This is a genomic window from Dyadobacter sp. Leaf189, from assembly GCF_001424405.1.
Classification (GTDB): Bacteria; Bacteroidota; Bacteroidia; order Cytophagales; family Spirosomataceae; genus Dyadobacter.
In genome coordinates, this window is sequence record NZ_LMPS01000001.1 from 263,494 (window position 1) to 281,833 (window position 18,340).

Consider the following 18,340-nt stretch of genomic DNA (forward strand, 5'->3'; position numbering starts at 1 on the left):
CCGGGCTTACAGCCGAAAAACACATTGTAAGTTGCCGAGTTATTAATCACTCTGAAAACAATCGGCTGCTCTTTTTCATAGGTCTTCGCAAACCAGTGATCCAGCCACCCAGCTTCTACTTACGGTAGCTTTTCAAACCTTCCTGATCGCCAAGCTCACCTAATAGCTTTTTCAGTCCTTCTATATTCACCTTCAATCCGTCTTCTGCATCCGGGGCGAATTCTTCGTTGATAATGCCTATCGGACCGTTGTAGCTGCTTTCCCTGATGATCTGCATCATTTCCAGCTCCGCGTCGCCCTGGCCAACAGGTACTACTTTCACCGGGTTACCTGTTTTTAAGCCCGCCAGGTTAATTGCCAGTAAATGCGGCAGTATCCTGGGGTAAAAGGTTGGAAATGTTTCCAGATCAGCTTCTGCGTGGTGGAAGTTGTAAACAATCCCGATGTTCGGTTTATTGACATACCTGATCAATTGTAGCTGATTTTCGGGATCTCCGTACCAGCCTCCGTGGTTATACACGCCCACTTTGCAGCCAATCTCCGCCGCTTTGTCGGCTATATAGGCAAGTGGCTTCGCATGAGCCTCGATCTTTTCTTGCTGCGACATTTTATCCAGATCCTTGATGCCCGCAATCATGCACCAGATTTCTGTTTTGACCTGATGCCTTTTCAGCACTTCCAGAATGATCGGCAAAGTCTTATCGTTTTCCGGGTCCGGACCTGAATACAGCCAGAATGCCTGCAATTTGATATGGTGGCTTTTCAGCGACTCTATTTCCTTATCAAATTCTGGAATATGCTTCTCCCGCCAATCGTAAGCGAGCATTGTAATGCCAAGTTTATTGAGCATTTCTGATCGCTCGACAGGGCCGCGATTTTTGCTGTCAAATGGTACAATGCACCAGGCAATCAGGTTGTCTTTCCTGTAAATGCTCTTTTGGGCATACGCCGAACTCGTCAGCAATGCAATCAGAAGAATGCATTTAGCCGAAATTGAAATGCTTTGTTTGTACCCATTCATGTTCAGAAATTTTATAGATGAACTTGCTGACCCATTTCCGCCGACTGAATTCCCGCTTCCAATACCCGCATAATTTTCAACCCATCGGAGAAGTCGGGCTTAATCTCAGTTTTTTCGTCCACAGCTTTCAGGAAATCGACTACTGCGTGTACAAATGCATGTTCGTAGCCAATAATATGCCCCGCAGGCCACCAGTTACCTACATAGGGATGTGCAGATTCGGTTACAAGTATGTTCCGGAATCCTTGCGCAGTTTCATCGTCAGCAAGCGAGAAGTATTGCAGTTCATTCATTTTTTCCAAATCAAATACAAGACTTCCCTCGCTGCCATAGATTTCAAATGACAAACGATTTTTTCTCCCCGTCGCCAGTCTTGTCGCCTCGAATGAGCCCACAGCGCCATTTTTGAATCTTACCATCATCAAAGCGGCGTCTTCTACTGTTACCTCTCCCTTTTCAGTTGCATTGGCTTCTGCCGACAGGTTACCAGATGTTCCTTCATTTGCAAGCGGCCGTTCTTTGATGAAATTGGCTGTAAGGCAGGAAACCGAAGTGATATCACCTACGAGGAAATGCGCCAGGTCTACTGCATGCGAGTTAAGGTCCCATTGCGGTCCAGCCTGCGCGATTTCTTTTTGCAGCTGCCAGGTTAATGGAAAATTCGGGTCTACGATCCAGTCCTGCTGATAGCAGCACCGCCAGTGAAAAATCCGCCCGATTTTACCGGCTTCAATCATTTTCTTTGCTTGCGCTACTGCGGGTACGCGTCTGTAATTGTGGTTGAGATAATGCACAACTTTGTTGTCTTCGCACGCTTTCAGCATTTCTTCGGCTTGCCGGCTGCTCATTGAAAGGGGCTTTTCGCAAAATATGTGTTTGCCTGCCCTGGCTGCGGCAAGTGCAATTTCGTAGTGGAGGTTTTGAGGCAATGCAATGTCAATAATATCAATGTCGTCGCGCTCGATCAGCTTCTTCCAATCCGTCTCAGTCTCTTCCCAGCCCCATTTCTCTGCAAATTCCGTAACCGACGGCTGGTTTCTTCCGCATGCAGCTTTGAGGATAGGTTTCACGGAAATGTCAAAAAACTGAGGGGCTTTGAGCCACGCGTTGCTGTGTGCCCGGCCCATGAACTTATAACCAATAATACCGATATTGAGCGCTCTTGTCATTGCTAAAAAGGTCTGTTTACGAATTAAATGTGAGGCTGAAATTTAGGTAATAATTAACACACTATACACGATGAAACAACTTGCGCTTCACCTGCGCACGGGTAAAGTAATGCTTCACGAAGTCCCCGCGCCGCTTGTCCGCAAAGGATGCGTGCTGATCAGGACGCGAAAAAGCCTTGTTTCGGCAGGTACTGAAAAAATGCTTGTCAGTTTCGGCAAGGCCGGTTTGTTGTCAAAAGCAATGCGTGAGCCCGGGAAATTCAGACTGGCCTTGGCCAAAATCAAATCAGAAGGCATTACCAATGCAATCTCGCTGATCTCAAATCAACTCAGCCAGCTGATACCGCTCGGCTATGCGCAGGCGGGCGAAGTGATTGCAGTAGGTGCGGGTGTTGAGGGATTTTGTATAGGCGACCGGGTTGTAAGTAACGGCTGCCATGCCGAGGTGGTATGTGTGCCGGTAAACCTGGTCGCCAGAATTCCCGCGAATGTATCTGATGAAGAGGCTGCATTCACGGTTCTGGCTGCTGTGGGTCTGCAGTCAATCCGACTCCTGGCGCCGACATTAGGTGAGACAATCGTTGTTATGGGCCTTGGGTTGATCGGCTTACTTACAGCGGAGCTGCTGCGGATCAATGGTTGTCAGGTTATCTGCATTGAGCCGGATCAGCGAAGGCGGGAGCTTGCGGCGAAACGGGGTTTTAAGGTTTTTGACAATAGCCTTGCAGATCCTGAATCAGGTTTGTCTGCATTGAATGAGGGGCACGGCGCGGATGGTATCATCATTGCAACAGCGGGAAAGTCTGGCTTCATTATCAGCGAGGCAGCGCGCATTGCGCGGAAAAGGGGCAGGATTGTACTGGTAGGCACAGCCGGGCTGGATCTGGAAAGAAGTGAGTTTTACAAAAAAGAGTTGAGCTTTCAGGTTTCCTGCTCTTACGGACCTGGCCGTTATGATCAGATGTATGAAGAAGAAGGCATTGATTACCCTTTTCCCTATGTCCGCTGGACTGAAAACAGGAATTTTCAAGCGGTACTGCAACTCTTGCAAGAGGGAAGATTAGAAGTAAAATCATTGATTTCGGCGACGATCGCGTTGCAGGAGACTCCGGCTTTTTACAATCAGGAGGAGAAAGGAAATGTGGCTACACTTATCAATTATCCCACTCGCACAACTGAGGGGCGACAGGGAGATCTGAAAACTTTCAAATGCAAATCTTCCATTCCCATCATCGGCATAATCGGTGCGGGCAATTTCGTCAGAATGACGCTCTTGCCCAATCTAAAAGGAGCGGCCGTTAAATACATTGCAAGTGCTGGTGGGCTTAACGCTTATAATCTGGCCAGGCAATATAAAATCGCTCGTCCGGTATCAGACTACCATCAGATTTTAGATGATCCCGAAATCGATCTGGTGATTATTGCAACCCGGCATAATCAGCATGGAAAACTGGTCATAGAAGCATTAGAAGCAGGTAAACAGGTATTTGTTGAAAAGCCACTAACTATTTACCCGGAAGAGCTCGACGGGATTATTGAAGCGCAGCACAACGCGCGAATGCAACTTTCCATCGGATTTAACCGCCGGTACTCGCCGTATGTAAGCAAAATGCGCGAATTGCTGGCGGGTGCTCAGATGAATGTGACCGTCACGGTAAATGCAGGCAGCCTGCCTGCTGACTCCTGGTTGAAAGATCCGGCAATTGGTGGCGGAAGAATACTGGGAGAAGCCTGCCATTTTATTGATCTGGTTACTTGTCTTACACAGAGTCGCGTGACGGCTGTATGCAGTAATGCCATGCGAAACCAGACGGGGCAGGCTGATGAAAATGTAAGCATTCTGCTCGGGTATCTGAATGGATCGGCAGGAGTAGTTAACTATTTTTCTAACGGCAGCAGTAAGTATCAGAAGGAGCGGGTGGAAGTATTTTCCGGCGGTTGCACGTTAGTACTCGATGATTTCAAATTCCTGGTTGGTTATGGTTTTAAAAATTTCAATAAGCTGAGTGTAGGTAAGGACAAAGGCCATAAACGGCAATTTTCGCAATTCAGCCAGGATAAAAAAAACATAAATCTAGCCGAAATCAGCATAGCAGAAGTTGTGAATACGACGCGGGCCACATTTGCAGCAGTGGAGAGCTTGAAAACTGGCCATTGGATTGAAGTAAGATGAAAATACTACGCAACTTTCTTCACTATAAGCATTTTCTCCTAGAAATGGGGTTTAGCTACGTAGCTTTTCGTACTATCTACGAAATTTGCCGTAAGTTAAAAATTTTGCGGTGGCGTTTTCCTGATCAATACGTACTGGAGTCCTCTATCTCTCTGGTAGATTGGCGGCGATCAAATGTGCGCTTTTTTGTGCCGGTTAAAGCTGAAATGCCGCATACACACCATCGGATCTTAAAAGAAAGAGTAAACAGAATTGCGCAGGGGAAGCAGCTATTTTTCTCTAATGAATGGATCAGAGTAGATGATTGGCATACCAATCCCAAGACTCGGTTCAGGTACCCGAAAAATCAGCATTGGACGGGAATTGCAACCTTGTCTCCCGCAGCCGGAGATATCAAATATGTTTGGGAAAAGGCGAGATTCAGCTTTTTATACGACTTGATCCGCTTTGATTTTTACTCCGCAGTAAGCCAGTCGGATCAGGTTTTCTCCTGCATGGAAGATTGGATTGATCATAATCCTGTTAACCGCGGCCCGCACTGGGTTTGTAGTCAGGAAATTTCACTACGCGTGCTCAACTGGATCTTTGCGCTGCATTACTACCAGCATTCGCCAGCGTTGACTCCGGCTATTTTCAGTAAGATCATTTCTAGTATCTACGCCCAAATGCGGCGCGTATCCACCCATTTCAAGTATTCGCGGGTTATTCTGCACAATAATCACACACTTACCGAGGCAGTCGCATTGTATTCTGTTGGTTTACTGTTTCCCTTTTTCCCGGAAAGCAATACCTGGCGGCGGCAAGGTAAAAGGGAATTTGAAGCTGAAATTGCCTCTCAGATTTTTGAAGACGGGACTTACATTCAGTTTTCAATGAACTACCACCGCGTAGCAGTACAACTGCTGACCTGGGCGTTGCATTTAGGGGAGTTGAATAGCGATCGATTTAATAATGAAACTTACCGGAAAGCCCGGAAAACTGTTGCGTTTCTCCAAATGTGTCAGGATGAAAAAAGTGGACAACTGGCTAATCTGGGTAACAACGACGGTGCCCTGTTTTTTCCATTAACCGAATGCCATTTTCGCGATTTCCGTCCGCAGTTACATGCATTGGCAGCACTTTTAAATATGCCCGATCAATACGGCAGTGGCAGCTGGGATGAAGAGGCACATTGGTTTGGCATTGTTCGGCCGAAAGCGGAGCACAAATCTTCCTCTGTTATATCTCCTGGTGTGAAAGACTTCAAAGTTGGAGGTTATTATGTAGTCCGCGACGATCAAACTGTTACTTTACTTCGCTGTGCTGCTTATCGGAACCGCCCATTTCAGGCTGACAACCTTCATCTTGACATTTGGGTTGGAGGGAGGAACATTCTTCGTGATGCCGGGAGTTACTCTTACAATACGGAAGCAAACTGGGCGGGCTATTTCGCGGGCTCCGCTTCGCATAATACGGTTACGCTTGGGGAATGTGATCAAATGCAGAAAGGTCCGGGATTTACATGGTCTCATTGGGTGCGGGATGCAAATGGATCGGCTTTCTGTTGTGATGAAGAGGCTGTTTTGGAAGGACAATTCACAGGATTTACTTTTCTGGAAAAACCTGTTATCCACCGTAGGCGGGTGTCAAAGGCGATCGGCAGGCTGCATTGGATTGTTGAAGACTGGCTTGAAAACGTACCCGACAATAGGGTATTAAAACAGCATTGGCATCCGGACAATACATTTTTCGAAAATTACCGGATTACTGCGATTGATCACGAAAGCAAGTGCATTGTTCCCGAAAAGCTACCCGGCTACTTCTCCGAATATTACGGCAGCAAAACAGAATGCATTGCGCTGGTTTTTCCATTTAGCGGCAGCTACATCCGAACAGAAATCTCGCACATTAGCTTATAAAGTATGCATATCTTGTTGATACACCAGTTCTTTCTCAGAGACAATGAAGGGGGCGGGTCAAGGTGGAATGAAATGAGCAGGATATGGATCGGGCAGGGCCACCAGGTGACGGTACTTGCGGGAAATGTGCATTATATGAACTCAGAAAATGCGGCGGGAGAGAGGTGGTTTACTGATACTACCAATGCGGTTGGCGTGCGGGTAATTCGTTGTTTTGTTTCTGAAAAGTACCATTCCGGCTTCTCTGGCAGGTTAATAGGATACTTCTCCTTTGTCTTCTCAGCAATTTTTGGCGGCATTTTCTACGCGAGAGAGAGGTATGATGCAGTTTTGGTAACTTCTCCGCCGCTCTTCATTGGTTTTTCGGGCTGGCTGCTGGCTCGATTAAAAAGGATTTCATTCATTTTGGAGATCAGAGATTTGTGGCCTGAATCGGCGATAGGCGCCGGACTTCTTACGAGCAAGCGCTTGATCAAGGTTTCTTATGCTTTTGAGCAATTCTTATATAAGAGGGCTAAAATAATCAATGTACTTACTCCTGCATTCCGGGAGGTGTTAATCAATCAAAAGAATGTAGAAAGGGAGAGAATTTGCTTTATTCCAAATGCAGCCGACTTTTCATTGTCGGAGAAGATTAATTCAAACTTTGACAATGTTGCATTCAGGCAAAAGTTGGGGCTCAAAGATGCTTTTGTGCTGATTTATGTAGGCGCACACGGCGTTGCAAATGCGCTGATGCAGCTCATAGATGCGGCAGAGTTGCTTACCGATACCCACGCGCATTTCCTGCTGATAGGCGACGGCGCTGAAAAGCAGATGCTGATGAATGAGGTTGCAAGAAGAAGTTTGAAGAATGTGACTTTTGTTTCTCAAGTTTCAAAAGAGAAGGTATTTGAATACATTCTGGCGGCAGATGCAGGCTTGTCTGTATTAAAGCGTGCGGAAATTTTCAAGACTGTTTATAGTAACAAAACCTTCGATTACTTTTCTTGCAAAAAAACGGTGCTGATTGGTATTGACGGAATATCAAGGGAATTGGTTGAGCAGGCCGATGCGGGCACATTTGTTGAACCCGAGTGTCCGGAAGATCTTGCAGCAAAGGTGCGGTTTTATCTTAAAAACCCGGAACTTGCTGAGCAACAGGGAAACAATGGTTATTTATATGCCAGACAGCATTTCGACAGAACGCAACTGGCTGACAAATACCTCTCCCTTATTCAAAAATTGATTGAAGCGAATGATAGTTAAATGGCTGAATTGGCGATTTTTACATTCAAATGAGTGAACCGAAATCGTAATCAGCAAGTTGTATAAAGGTCTGTTTTCATTCACTTACTCTATCTTTGCAATAGGGTAGAATCCCAAAATCAAAAACGACTTGTCGACTTACTTTAAAAATATATCAGAAGGAATTACAACCACAATGACGGGATTGCGGCTGACGCTGCGGCATTTGTGGGGGGCGAGAAACAGGAGAAAGCTGGTTGATATCCGTTCTGATGATTTTTATAGTCAGAATGACGGGATGGTCACCATTCAGTATCCTCTTGAAACCATTCCAATTCCTGACAATGGGCGGTACCGGCTTCACAATGAAATAGACGATTGCATTGTCTGTGATAAATGTGTGAAAGTGTGCCCGGTCGATTGCATTGAAATTGAGCCTATCCGGGCTGTGGAAGAGGTTGGGCGCGCTTCCGACGGTTCGCCGATCCGACTGTATGCGGCTAAGTTTGACATTGATATGGCCAAATGTTGCTATTGCGGCCTTTGTACAACGGTTTGCCCTACGGAGTGTCTTACGATGACCAAAACGTTTGATTACAGTGAGTTTGATGTGCGGGATATGGTTTACAATTATTCCAATCTCACACCTGAGCAGGCCGACGAGAAACGTGCGCTTTTGGAACAGTTTCAAAAGGAAAAAGAAGCTGCAAAAGCTGCCAAACCGGTGGAGGCAAAACAGCCAACAGAGCCCACAGCACCACGTCCTGCATTCAAACCTACGATCAAGCCTAAACCACAAGTTGAAGAGAAGCCGGCAGAAGCAGCTGAGAATGCGAAAGAGTCGAAGCCAGCACGGCCGGTTTTCAAACCTAAAAAGCCTGTCGATAATAGTACAGCTACGGAGAATCCTGCTGCTGAACCCGTAGCGACACCAGATCCAAAACCTGCTTTTCGTCCTACACTAAAGCCGAAAGTAGTTCCTCAGGAAAACAGCGAAAAGCCGGTCTCAGAAACACCTGCGGAAGCTCCGGTACCAGCGAAACCTGCATTTAAACCCACAATGAAGCCAAAAGCTGTTGCTGACGAGAATGTGGAGAAGCCAGTTTCAGAAACACCCGCAGAAGCTCCGGCGCCAGCGAAGCCTGCATTTAAACCAACCATGAAGCCGAAGGCTGTTGCTGACGAAAATGTGGAAAAGCCGGTTTCTGAAACGCCTGCAGAAGCTCCGGTACCAGCGAAACCTGCATTTAAACCAACNACCATGAAGCCGAAGGCTGTTGCTGACGAAAATGTGGAAAAGCCGGTTTCTGAAACGCCTGCAGAAGCTCCGGTACCAGCGAAACCTGCATTTAAACCCACAATGAAGCCAAAAGCTGTTGCTGACGAAAAAGTAGAAAAGCCGGTTTCTGAAACACCCGCGGAAGCTCCGGCGCCAGCGAAACCTGCATTTAAACCAACCATGAAGCCGAAGGCTGTTGCTGACGAAAATGTGGAAAAGCCGGTTTCTGAAACGCCTGCAGAAGCTCCGGTACCAGCGAANTGCATTTAAACCAACCATGAAGCCGAAGGCTGTTGCTGACGAAAATGTGGAAAAGCCGGTTTCTGAAACGCCTGCAGAAGCTCCGGTACCAGCGAAACCTGCATTTAAACCAACCATGAAGCCGAAGGTTGTTGCGGACGAAAATGTGGAAAAGCCGGTTTCGGAAACGCCTGCGGGAGCTCCGGCACCAGCGAAGCCTGCATTCAGACCAACAATGAAACCTAAGCCGCCAAAAGAGTAGGTGCTGGTGATTTTTATATAATAATAACATGGAAGCAGCAGCATTTTACGCCTTTTCCCTTATTGCGATTTTGGCCGCGCTCTTTATTCTTTTTTCGAAGAACCTGATTTACGGCGCATTTGCGCTTTTTCTGGCATTCCTCGGAGTAGGTGCATTGTTTGTTCTTGCAGGCGCAGATTTTCTGGGCGTTTCGCAAATCATGATCTATGTGGGAGGAATTCTGGTGCTGCTGATCTTTGGTATCATGCTCACGCAAAAGGCTGTCAAAAACAGTGATCCTACCAGACATAACCGAGTTGAGGTACCAATATCCCGTAAAGTTGCGGGAGTAATTGCAGGTGTTGGCTGTGGATTGGTTTTACTTAGGATTATCTTCTCGGCCAACTTCAGAATGGCAGGCGAAGCTGTCGAAAACCGATCCACGATTAAAACTATCGGGGTGGAATTGATGACGAGCCATTTGTTACCTTTTGAAATTACGGCTATTTTGCTGCTGGTAGCGCTTGTTGGCGCCGCATATCTCGCTATGAACCGAAATCCTGCCAAATGACTTCCATCACAATCTACCATTACCTGATCGTAGGTGCGATTCTGTTCTCGGCCGGGCTGGGCATTGCTGTTACCAAGCGCCATTTTATCGGAATGCTCCTGGGTATTGAGTTAATGCTCAATGCAGTTAATGTTAATCTGGTGGCATTCAGCCGGTACGATGGGGAGCGTTTGAGTGGACAATTGTTTGCATTGTTCGTCATGGTAGTTGCTGCTGCGGAGGTAACGGTAGCACTCGCAATCATTCTGCGCGTGTACGGTCATTACAAAACCGTTGATCCCGACGATCTGGATGAGCTGCAACAATAGGTCGCTTGCTTAATAATATGTTTATCAAAACCTCGAAAATGAACTGGATTTTTCTGATCCTGGCATTCCTGATCGGCATTTCGAATGCGGTACAATCCGGTGTGAATGTGCAGTTGCGCGAGTCTATCAACAATCCGATCCTGGCGGCCATTATTTCATTTTTTGGAGGATTGGTAGTCCTGCTCATCGCCTACGCCTGCTTCAATCAAAACCCCGTTCCTTCATTCAGCGAGATCAAACAGGTTCCATGGACACGATTTATGGGCGGTGTACTGGGTGCCTTTTATGTATTGACGGTGATTATGATCATTCGTCATATTGGTTCCGCAAATATGATCTGCCTTGTGGTAGCCGGGCAAATGGCGGCGGTAATGACAATCGATCACTTTGGTTTGCAGGGCTTCGTTGTTCACCAGATTTCAATGCCCAGGATACTGGGAGCAGTTTTACTCGTTGCGGGCGTTTACCTGATCATCAAAAACTAAAAAAGGTGACAGCTGCGGGGCAACTATCACCTTTTTTATAGCTGTAAAGCTATTTATGGAATGCGGTTGAAAACAAAAAGGTCAACAAACTCCCATTTATTGTTCTCCATTTTTCCTCTCTGGATTACCAGCTGATTTTGTGAACGTCTTTCGTAAATGATCCTTACAGAAACGTCATCTTTCTCAAACAAAGCCTGGTTCTTTTTTGCTTCGATAAAGTTGTAGGTGTCCGACACATTCTTCTCTTCCAGTGCAATCAGACCGGGTTTGAAATGCTTCACTCTCGCAATCGGCCCTTTATCGCCTTGTTCAAATGCAAATACTTCGTACAAAGCAGGCTTATCATCCTTGATCATACGGATATAGCCCATAATGTTGTTGCCGGCAGGGGCTGTCCATGAAGCTTCGATGGGTCCGCCATTGTAAGTACCAAGCCAGTGACCTTCAAGAAAAGCAATGTCGTTTAAGGTTCCTGTGGTTGTTTGTGCTTTGGAGAATGTGCTCACGAGCGAGAGCGCAATTAGAAAAGAGAAGATCTTTACAGATCTGGTCAGGTTGAAATTCATCATTGGTTACAGGTTTATTTTAGCAGGCAATTTAGGCGAATGCGGCGTTTAAAAAAAATAAGCCGCCTTGTTTCCAAAGCGGCTTATTAGTAATGTGTTTATGAATTAATATGCTCTTTCCAGCTTTCCTTCGTAAGAATTGGCAAATGCTTTGTTTACCACCTTATTACCGCCTTGGGTTGGGTAGTTTCCGGTAAAGTACCAGTCTCCCAGGTGATCAGGGCAGGCTTTGTGCAGGTTTTCAACTGTTTGGAAAACTACTGAAAGCTCTGCATTCAAATCTTTCGGACGAATGCTTTCGGCGATTTTCTGAGATATTTCCTCGTCTGTAAAAGGCTCGTAAAGTGCTTTTACAAAGTTGGTGTGATATGGATTTTTAGTCGCAATGGAAGTTACACTCCGTGTGTAAACATCTTCCAGAAGATATTCGAGATCTCTTTCTTCCAACAGTTTGAGAACGGCACGGAATGCGACAAAGTCTTTCATTTTCGACATATCGATTCCGTAACAATCAGGGAAACGGATCTGCGGTGCTGAGGATGCGACTACTATTTTCTTTGGTTTCAAACGGTCAAGCATGGTTAATATGCTCTTTTCCAATGTTGTTCCACGTACAATGGAGTCGTCTATGATCACAACCGTGTCCACATTCTTACGAACTACCTCAAATGTGGTATCGTAAACGCTGGATACCATATCGTCTCTCAGTGCGTCGGCGGTAATGAAAGTTCTTGATTTTACATCTTTTGTTACCAGCTTCTCGATCCTCGGACGGAATGAGAGTACTTTTTCCAGGTCTTCTTCAAAAAGAATTCCCTCCATGATCGCCTGCTTGCGTTTTTTCGCAAGATATTCTTCCAAACCTTCAATCATTCCGAGGAATGCAGTTTCGGCGGTGTTGGGAATGTAGGAGAAAATGGTGTTTTCAAGATCATAATTGATCTCCTTCAATATTTGCGGTATCAGCAATTTACCAAGCTGCTTGCGCTCGTAATAAATATTCGGATCGGTTCCTCTTGAGAAATAAATCCGCTCAAAGCTGCACGACCGTTTTTCCAGACGTGGCAGGATCGGGAATTCATTGTACTCTCCGTTTTTGTCAATAATTAATGCAGATCCCGGTGTGATTTCGGTAATCTGATCGTAGTCTACATTGAAGGCAGCTTTAATAGCCTGCTTTTCGGAGGCTACAACAACAACTTCATCATCAGCATAATAGAATGCGGGACGGATACCGGCAGGATCGCGGATCACGAATGATGCGCCATAGCCTGTCAATCCGCACATCGCATAACCTCCGTCGAAATCGCGGCACGAGCGATATAATACGCGCTGCAGATCTATGTTGTCTTCTATTACATCGGAAAGTGTCGGATTTTCATAGATTCCTTTGAACCTTTCGAACACGCGCTGGTTTTCTTCATCCAGAAAATGTCCTATTTTCTCCATTACGGTAACGGTGTCCACTTTTTCTTTCGGATGCTGGCCAAGTGAGACCAGTTTTCCAAAAAGCTCGTCAACATTTGTCATGTTGAAGTTCCCGGCCATCACGAGGTTGCGGCTTCTCCAGTTGCTTTGACGAAGCATCGGGTGACAGTTTTCAACCTCATTGGTACCGTGCGTACCGTAACGAAGATGTCCCAGCCACACTTCTCCGGTAAATGCAAGATTCTCCTGAAGCCATTTGGCATCCATGGAGCGGTCTCTGTGATTCTTAAGACCTTTGCGAAATTTCTTGTGGATTTTGGAGAAAATATCCGTAAGTGGCTGAGGTTCTACGGATCTGTATCTGCTAATGTATCTTTTCCCGGGCGGTACTTCGATTTTAATGTTGGCTACTCCGGCTCCGTCTTGTCCCCGGTTTACCTGTTTTTCCATCATCACCGAAAGCTTGTGTACGGCGTACAGGGGCGTTTCGTATTTGTCGATGTAGTATTGATAGGGCTTTCTAAGACGGATAAGTGCTATGCCGCACTCATGCTTAATGGCGTCGCTCATAGGAAGAGGAATGCTTTACAAATATGAATGTTTGCAGCTACGCAAAGCGTATTACCTTAATGTTAACTTGAACGAATTTAAACCTTGGTTTAGTTCGCTTCTTCTTACAAAGGTACAAATCCTTTAGCTCAAAAAATTTCAAACATCGGCGATTTTTAGAGAGTTATTAACCCCTTCAAAACGGCGAACGGTTTATCACAATAACAACGGCAGATATTTATATTGGTGCGCCGCTGCGGCTGAGATGGAAACCTATCTAACAGAAAGATAAGTATTTTTGGTCAAAAAGAATCCGGTATGCTTCATAAAACCCGAGGAATTGCACTGAGCTACATTCGCTACCGGGAATCTTCCATTATCTCGAAGATCTATACGGAGGCATTTGGGATACAGACCTACATAGTGAACGGTGTAAGAAGTTCGAAGTCAAAGTCTAATAAAATTGCTTTGTTCCAGCCACTTACACTTTTGGATATGGTGGTGTATCATAAAAGCAAGGAGGATACTATTCACAGGTTGTCGGAGCTGAAATGCTATGCCCCGTTTCACAGTATCCCATTTGATGTGATCAAGTCGAGTCTTGCCTTGTTTGTTACTGAAATTCTTGGGAAAACTTTAAGAGAGGAAGAGCGGAATGAATTTTTGTTCCATTATATCGAAGAATCGGTTCTTTTTCTCGACAATGCGGAGGGTAGCTTTGAAAACTTCCACATTCAGTTCCTGTTGCAGCTCGCATCTTTTCTGGGATTTGGAATCGAAACAATCGAGGACCTGGAAAATGAGCTGAAAGAAAACAATTACCCGCATTCGGCTGATACGGCTGAGCATGCGGCTTCCGAGCATTTACTGTATTCAACCTTTGGCACGCGCATTGTATTGGACAGAAGTCGTCGGCTAAAAATTCTTGAGAAGCTTATTTTCTTTTACAAAATACATTTGGACGGACTTGGCGAAATCAAGTCGCTGGAAGTTCTGAAAGAAATCCTGAGATAGTGTAATCGCGGCTCAGGTGTAGACTTGGCATAATTTTGATGACGTATATACTACCAACAAATCCAGTCAAAAAATGAGACATATACTTACAACCACCCTGGCTTTGATTTCAATGATTGCTTTTGGGCAGGATAGCCTGTCGCAGGTACCCAAAGGCGCGTGGAAGTCACAGGAACCAACCGGAAGCGCATCGACTCTCATTGTCGCAGATAATTATATGGTAATTGCCTCTTACAGTGTAGGTAATAAATACTTCGAGCGCACCGAAGGCGGACCATTCACGATGAGCGGCGACCAGATGACCTACACACCTGAATTCAATTCGGCAGATACGGCCAAGATCGGGATTCCTATTGTTTTTACGGTCACTGTGAAAGACGATATCCTGACATTGAAATATGAGGAGGCGATGGTATGGATGCGTGTTGACGATGCCACGAATGTTCCTATGGCTGGCGCGTGGCATATCACCGAACGGGCAAATGGCGCGCAGGGAGAACTTGTGAAAATTCATCAGGAGGGAACGCGTAAAACCTTAAAACTGCTATCTGCAACGAGGTTCCAATGGTTTGCGATTGATCCTGCGGTAAAAGGTTTTTATGCAACCGGTGGTGGAACCTATACAGCCAAGAATGGTAAATACACCGAAAAGATCCAGTTCTTCTCGAAAGACAATAATCGGGTAGGGAGCTCATTGAGCTTCGATTTCAAGCTTGATAATGGAAGGTGGGACCACAGCGGGAAAAGCAGCGAAGGAAAACCTATTCATGAGATCTGGGAAAAAATTAAATAGCCAAATGAACTTATTTAGATTTGTTCAAAATAATTAAGCGTAAAAATTTGAATCATTCTAAATAGCTCTTACATTTGTCCGGGTTATAACTGTCAATGGGATGAGCGTTTTTGTTTTAAATGAATGCAGTATGGTGTCGGAGCAGAGTGATTTGTGGATGAAATCAATGATAGGAGAGTCTGAATGCGTCTTTAAAAAGTGCTGTGAGAAGTATAAGAAGAAAGGAAAGCACTGCAAAAAATGCCCCAAGAAATGATGAACAGTTAGCCTGACAGCTTGTAATACAGTTCATGGTGAATAATTATAAGAGAGGGAATGCCTGGTAGCGTTCCCTTTTCTATTTTCCGCCTGTCAGACTTTGCGCTTCAATTCAAAATGCTGGCCCAGGTAAACCCGTCGCACTACTTCATCTTCGGCAAGTTCTTCTGCCGTTCCCTGCTTCAAAATCTTGCCTTCAAATAGTAGATAAGCACGGTCCGTGATGGAAAGTGTCTCATTTACATTGTGATCAGTAATGAGGATACCGATGTTCTTATGTTTCAATCTGGCAACTATGCTCTGAATATCTTCCACGGCAATGGGGTCAACTCCCGCAAACGGTTCATCTAACAGAATAAACTTGGGATCTACGGCAAGTGAGCGGGCAATTTCGGTTCGCCTTCTTTCTCCACCCGACAATACCATTCCTTTGCTCTTTCGCACGTGCCCCAGGTGAAATTCTTCAATGAGCTCTTCAACTTTCAACTTCTGGTCATTGCGCGACAAATCAGTCATTTCGAGTACCGCCTTGATATTTTCCTCCACGGTAAGAGTCCGGAAAACGGAAGCTTCCTGCGCCAGATAACCCAGCCCGAGCCGTGCCCTCTTGTACATTGGCAGACTTGTAATGTCCTTATCATCAAGATATACTTTCCCGCTGTTGGGTTTAACCAGCCCCACCGCCATATAAAAGGAGGTAGTCTTGCCAGCACCATTTGGTCCGAGCAATCCTACGATTTCGCCTTGTTCTACCTGATAGCTTACATTATTATTGACGAGTCGCGCGCCATATTTTTTAACCAGGTTCTCGGTTTTCAGTATCATGTCCGTCAATTCAGATTACTGCATCGTTTTCGTGCAGCTTAATGTCTTTCAAAGAGAGTTGTAACGTTTTTTTGTCGCGAAAGTTATTTTCTTCCAGCGAATAGCAGATAGAAAACGGCTTACCCGAGACAAGATCCGGATAAAACTGGGCCAGCCCAAAACCGACTGCGGTATAAACCTGGGAATTGCCTTGTTTTACATCAAACTTGATGTGTTTTTCTTTCATAATGCTCGGTCTGCCTGCCAGAGTCACTAATCTGGATTCAAAAACGGGTGTCATATTCCCTGGACCGAACGGGCCCATTTGCCGGATGATATTGTAGAATTTCGGGGAGATCGCTTCAAGATGGAGCAATGTATCGATATTGATCATAGGCACCATTTGATCCGGAAGGATCCTGCTGCTCACAATTTCATTAAAGCGCGATCTGAATGCTTCCAGGTTGTGCAGCGGCAGGGTAAGTCCGGCGGCGAAAGTATGTCCGCCGTATTGTTCAAGCAGGTCTGCACATTCTTCTATCGCCTCGTACACATCAAAACCCGGCACTGACCTGGCTGATCCTGCAGCTTTTCCATGTGAATGGGTTAATATGATCGTAGGGCGGTGATATTTTTCAATGCAGCGGCTTGCTACGATCCCAATCACACCTTTGTGCCAGTCTTCCTTGTAGAGCACGGTGCTTTTGGCTGTGGAAAACCAATCGTCGTTTTCAATCATATAAAGAGCCTGCTCCGTAATGCTGGAATCGAATGTACGCCGCTCTGTATTATGCTTGTTGATTTCCATTGCAAATTCCATTGCCTCTTCATCCTGTTCGGAGAGAAGCAATCTTACCGCCTCTTTCGCGTGCTTGATCCGGCCGGCAGCATTGATCCGCGGACTCAATCCGAATACCACATTTGTGATATCCAAATGCCCGCTCATTCCAGAAACCTGGATCAGTGCTTTGATGCCAGTTCTGGGGGATGCATTGAGCCTTTTTAAACCATAAAATGCCAGTACCCTGTTTTCTCCGGTAATTGGCACGATATCAGCGGCAATGCTGACAACGAGCAAGTCCAGGTATTCAAACAACAATTCAATATCAATGTGCTGCTTTATACAAAAAGCCTGCAAAAGCTTAAAACCGACGCCGCAGCCGGTCAGTTCTTTGTAGGGATATTCGCAATCTTCTCTTTTTGGATCAAGTACAGCCACTGCTTTGGGCAGTTCCGCGCCGGGCCGATGGTGGTCACAAATAATGAAGTCAATGCCTTTTTCCGTAGCTGCTTCAACCTTATCAACTGATTTTACACCGCAGTCGAGAGTAACTATCAAAGAAAATCCATGCTCGCTTGCCCATTCAATGCTTTGCCACGAAACTCCGTAACCTTCTTCATAGCGATCGGGAATGTAGTAGTCAAGGTTTGAATAAAACCTTTTCAGAAAACCATAGAACAATGCTACCGAGGTGGTTCCGTCTACGTCATAATCTCCGTAAACCAAAATCTTCTCGCCGCGGTCAATCGCTTCGATGAGCCTTTCGACTGCCAGATCCATATCCTTCATCAGAAATGGATCGTGAATATGGGTAAGTTCAGGTCTGAAAAAGTTTCGGGATTGCTCAAAATCGAGTATGCCCCGGCGCACCAGTAAGGATGCCAGCGAAGGGTTCAGGTTCAGGGCAGCGGCAAGTTCTGCAACAGTCTGCTGCTGCTCAGATGTAAATTCAGGATGGTGTATCCAACGCTTGTCAATCATGCCGCAAATATAACTGGATTCTGTGACCCCTTTTCAAATCGGATTATCCGTTCGTACATCGGGAAAAGCTAGTTGAAAGGTCTTATCTTTGCAACCTGTTAACAATCTTTAAGAAATGGCGCGATTACTTGCAATTGATTATGGATCCAAACGCAGCGGAATAGCCGTAACAGATCCATTGCAGATCATCGCGACGGCGCTGGATACGGTACCTACGCACGATTTGAGAACCTTCCTGAAAAAATATACTTCACAGGAGCAAGTCGAGGCGTTTATAGTAGGTATGCCCAAAAAAATGGATAATACCGATAGTGAAAATGCCGCCAGGGTTCAGGCTTTTATTAAGTTGATCCAAAAAGACTTTCCTGAAATACCTGTTCATACGCACGATGAAAGATTTACCTCTTCCATGGCGCTGCAATCCATGATTTCAGCCGGATCCAAGAAGAGTGACAGGAGAGAGAAAGGAAATATAGATAAGGTAAGTGCCACTATCATTCTTCAGTCGTTTATGGAGAGCAGGGGCAATGCAAGAAATTTTAGTAGTCAATAAA

The 18,340-nt window shown here is 45.6% G+C and carries 16 protein-coding genes; 10 read left to right on the forward strand and 6 right to left on the reverse strand.

Features of this window, described 5'->3' with window-relative positions:
• Nucleotides 1-115: 115 nt before the first annotated feature.
• Together ASG33_RS01220 and ASG33_RS01225 are read right to left on the reverse strand one after the other, a co-directional pair.
• Nucleotides 116-1,021 (reverse strand): sugar phosphate isomerase/epimerase, encoded by a 906-nt coding sequence (locus tag ASG33_RS01220; RefSeq protein ID WP_229238524.1) that lies wholly within the window; start codon nucleotides 1,019-1,021, stop codon nucleotides 116-118.
• Nucleotides 1,022-1,032: 11 nt separating this feature from the next.
• Nucleotides 1,033-2,190: a Gfo/Idh/MocA family protein gene (locus ASG33_RS01225; protein WP_056279478.1), complete on the reverse strand. Its 1,158-nt coding sequence runs from the start codon at nucleotides 2,188-2,190 to the stop codon at nucleotides 1,033-1,035.
• A 70-nt stretch (nucleotides 2,191-2,260) separates the two neighbouring features.
• Between ASG33_RS01225 and ASG33_RS01230 the strand changes: the two genes are divergently transcribed.
• The 7 genes from ASG33_RS01230 (at nucleotide 2,261) to ASG33_RS01265 (ending at nucleotide 10,612) form a co-directional block, all read left to right on the forward strand.
• A complete protein-coding gene (locus ASG33_RS01230) occupies nucleotides 2,261-4,363 on the forward strand; it encodes a bi-domain-containing oxidoreductase (RefSeq protein WP_056279480.1) in 2,103 nt (700 codons plus the stop codon).
• Between the two features lie 188 nt (nucleotides 4,364-4,551).
• Complete coding sequence (locus tag ASG33_RS01235) at nucleotides 4,552-6,261, forward strand: alginate lyase family protein (RefSeq protein ID WP_162242717.1); 1,710 nt, start codon at nucleotides 4,552-4,554, stop codon at nucleotides 6,259-6,261.
• 3 nt (nucleotides 6,262-6,264) lie between these two features.
• Nucleotides 6,265-7,509, forward strand: coding sequence for a glycosyltransferase family 4 protein (locus ASG33_RS01240; RefSeq protein ID WP_056279484.1), 1,245 nt, complete (start codon nucleotides 6,265-6,267; stop codon nucleotides 7,507-7,509).
• Nucleotides 7,510-7,786: 277 nt separating this feature from the next.
• Nucleotides 7,787-8,745, forward strand: a 959-nt coding sequence (locus tag ASG33_RS01245; protein WP_229238603.1) for a 4Fe-4S binding protein, incomplete at its 3' end; no start/stop codon positions are given.
• A gap of 552 nt (nucleotides 8,746-9,297) precedes the next feature.
• Nucleotides 9,298-9,819: an NADH-quinone oxidoreductase subunit J gene (locus ASG33_RS01255; protein ID WP_056279490.1), complete on the forward strand. Its 522-nt coding sequence runs from the start codon at nucleotides 9,298-9,300 to the stop codon at nucleotides 9,817-9,819.
• On the forward strand, nucleotides 9,816-10,127 hold the full coding sequence (gene nuoK / locus ASG33_RS01260) for an NADH-quinone oxidoreductase subunit NuoK (protein ID WP_056279492.1): 312 nt from the start codon (nucleotides 9,816-9,818) through the stop codon (nucleotides 10,125-10,127). The genes ASG33_RS01255 and nuoK overlap by 4 nt, the downstream gene beginning before the upstream one ends.
• Nucleotides 10,128-10,165: 38 nt before the next feature.
• Complete coding sequence (locus ASG33_RS01265; protein ID WP_056283106.1) at nucleotides 10,166-10,612, forward strand: DMT family transporter; 447 nt, start codon at nucleotides 10,166-10,168, stop codon at nucleotides 10,610-10,612.
• 53 nt (nucleotides 10,613-10,665) lie between these two features.
• On the opposite strand, the gene ASG33_RS01270 is transcribed toward ASG33_RS01265, so the two are convergent.
• On the reverse strand, nucleotides 10,666-11,181 hold the full coding sequence (locus tag ASG33_RS01270; RefSeq protein ID WP_229238525.1) for a DUF6265 family protein: 516 nt from the start codon (nucleotides 11,179-11,181) through the stop codon (nucleotides 10,666-10,668).
• Between the two features lie 102 nt (nucleotides 11,182-11,283).
• Nucleotides 11,284-13,176, reverse strand: a complete 1,893-nt coding sequence (locus ASG33_RS01275) for an amidophosphoribosyltransferase (RefSeq protein ID WP_056279494.1) — start codon at nucleotides 13,174-13,176, stop codon at nucleotides 11,284-11,286.
• 297 nt (nucleotides 13,177-13,473) lie between these two features.
• On the opposite strand from ASG33_RS01275, the gene recO reads away from it, so the two are divergent.
• Nucleotides 13,474-14,169, forward strand: a complete 696-nt coding sequence (recO, locus tag ASG33_RS01280; RefSeq protein ID WP_056279496.1) for a DNA repair protein RecO — start codon at nucleotides 13,474-13,476, stop codon at nucleotides 14,167-14,169.
• 73 nt (nucleotides 14,170-14,242) lie between these two features.
• Nucleotides 14,243-14,962 carry a hypothetical protein gene (locus ASG33_RS01285; RefSeq protein WP_056279498.1) on the forward strand — a complete coding sequence of 240 codons (720 nt, stop codon included), beginning with the start codon at nucleotides 14,243-14,245 and terminating at the stop codon, nucleotides 14,960-14,962.
• A 351-nt stretch (nucleotides 14,963-15,313) separates the two neighbouring features.
• Here ASG33_RS01285 and lptB read toward each other — a convergent pair whose 3' ends face one another.
• Both lptB and recJ read right to left on the reverse strand, forming a co-directional pair.
• Nucleotides 15,314-16,045, reverse strand: coding sequence for an LPS export ABC transporter ATP-binding protein (gene lptB / locus ASG33_RS01290; RefSeq protein ID WP_056279500.1), 732 nt, complete (start codon nucleotides 16,043-16,045; stop codon nucleotides 15,314-15,316).
• A 10-nt stretch (nucleotides 16,046-16,055) separates the two neighbouring features.
• Nucleotides 16,056-17,786 carry a single-stranded-DNA-specific exonuclease RecJ gene (gene recJ / locus ASG33_RS01295; RefSeq protein WP_056279503.1) on the reverse strand — a complete coding sequence of 577 codons (1,731 nt, stop codon included), beginning with the start codon at nucleotides 17,784-17,786 and terminating at the stop codon, nucleotides 16,056-16,058.
• A 115-nt stretch (nucleotides 17,787-17,901) separates the two neighbouring features.
• Between recJ and ruvX the strand changes: the two genes are divergently transcribed.
• Complete coding sequence (gene ruvX, locus ASG33_RS01300) at nucleotides 17,902-18,339, forward strand: Holliday junction resolvase RuvX (RefSeq protein ID WP_056279505.1); 438 nt, start codon at nucleotides 17,902-17,904, stop codon at nucleotides 18,337-18,339.
• The last annotated feature ends 1 nt before the right edge of the window (nucleotide 18,340 follow it).